The organism is Argonema antarcticum A004/B2, assembly GCF_023333585.1.
Taxonomy (GTDB): Bacteria; Cyanobacteriota; Cyanobacteriia; order Cyanobacteriales; family Aerosakkonemataceae; genus Argonema; species Argonema antarcticum.
Map to the genome: position 1 here is coordinate 1 of NZ_JAIQZN010000235.1, position 1406 is coordinate 1406.

Consider the following 1406-nt stretch of genomic DNA (forward strand, 5'->3'; position numbering starts at 1 on the left):
CAACCTTGACGATACAATCCTAGCATTTTAGAAGCCGTCCTGGAAGGACGGGGTTTTAGACCCAAATTTCTGATAAAAAGTTGATACACTCTTTAAAACCGCGCAACATAGAAAAATTTTGAACTCGAAGCGAAAAACTATATTCATCAGTACTGGCGAAGTGTCTGGCGATTTGCAGGGAGGGTTGCTAATTGACGCCCTAAAGCGCCAAGCACAAATATTAGGGTGGGAATTAGAAATCGTGGCGCTGGGGGGGTCGCGGATGGCGGCGGCTGGGGCTACATTGTTGGGGGATACCAGCGCGATCGGTTCGGTGGGAATTTTGGAATCCCTACCATATATTTGGCCCACCCTTGAGATTCAGCGTCGCGCTAAAGAATACCTCCAGCAAAACCCGCCAGATTTAGTGGTGCTGATCGATTATATGGGGCCAAATCTGGGGATCGGCAGTTATGTTCGCCGCCACTTTCCGTTGGTGCCGATCGCATACTACATCGCCCCGCAGGAATGGGTTTGGTCGCCGAGTCAGCACAATACAGATCGAATTGTGAAAATGACAGACCTTGTATTGGCAATTTTCCCAGAAGAAGCGCGTTATTTCCAAGAAAAAGGGGTAAAAGTTAGCTGGGTCGGTCATCCGTTGATAGACAGGATGATTTCTAGTCCCAAGCGGTTCCAAGCGCGTGCTGAATTGGGAATTTCTGAGGATGAGGTAGCGATCGCACTTTTACCCGCCTCCCGACATCAGGAAATCAAATATGTTTTGCCAGTCATGTTCCAAGCAGCGCAGCAAATCCAAGCAAAAATTCCGAATGTGAGATTCTGGATTCCCTTATCTCTTGAAGTCTACCGGGACTCGATCGAAAAAGCCATCCAAAATTACGATTTGCGTGCTACATTAGTTGCCGATAAGACGCAGGAAGCGATCGCAGCGGCTGACCTAGCTATTACTAAATCTGGCACGGTTAATCTAGAAATTGCGCTTTTAGAAGTTCCGCAAGTGGTGATATACCGGGTTAATCATATTACCGCTTGGATTGCTACCAATTTACTAAAGTTTTCGATTCCTTTCATGTCGCCGTCTAATTTAGTGCAGATGAAGTCAATTGTGCCAGAGTTGCTGCAAGAGGAAGCTACTCCAGAAAATATTGTTCGGGAGGCGATGAATTTGCTAAATCCCGATCGGCGCAGGCAAACTTTAGCGGACTATCGAGAGATGCGACAAGCTTTGGGAGATGTGGGAGTGTGCGATCGCGCGGCTAAAGAAATTCTTCAACTGCGTTCCACATAATCCGTATCGCCGTAATTGGAGAAAGCGATCGCCCCGAAGGGCTCTTCCGTACTTACTATGCTATTTGAGTAGAGGGGGAGAGTGGGAGAGTGGGAGAGTGGGAGAGTGGGAGAGG

Annotated in this window: 1 protein-coding gene; it reads left to right on the plus strand. The window is 47.9% G+C overall.

The features are described 5' to 3' along the window. The first annotated feature begins 118 nt into the window (after nucleotides 1–118). Nucleotides 119–1291, plus strand: a complete 1173-nt coding sequence (gene lpxB / locus LAY57_RS35580) for a lipid-A-disaccharide synthase (protein WP_249072210.1) — start codon at nucleotides 119–121, stop codon at nucleotides 1289–1291. Nucleotides 1292–1406: the final 115 nt, after the last annotated feature.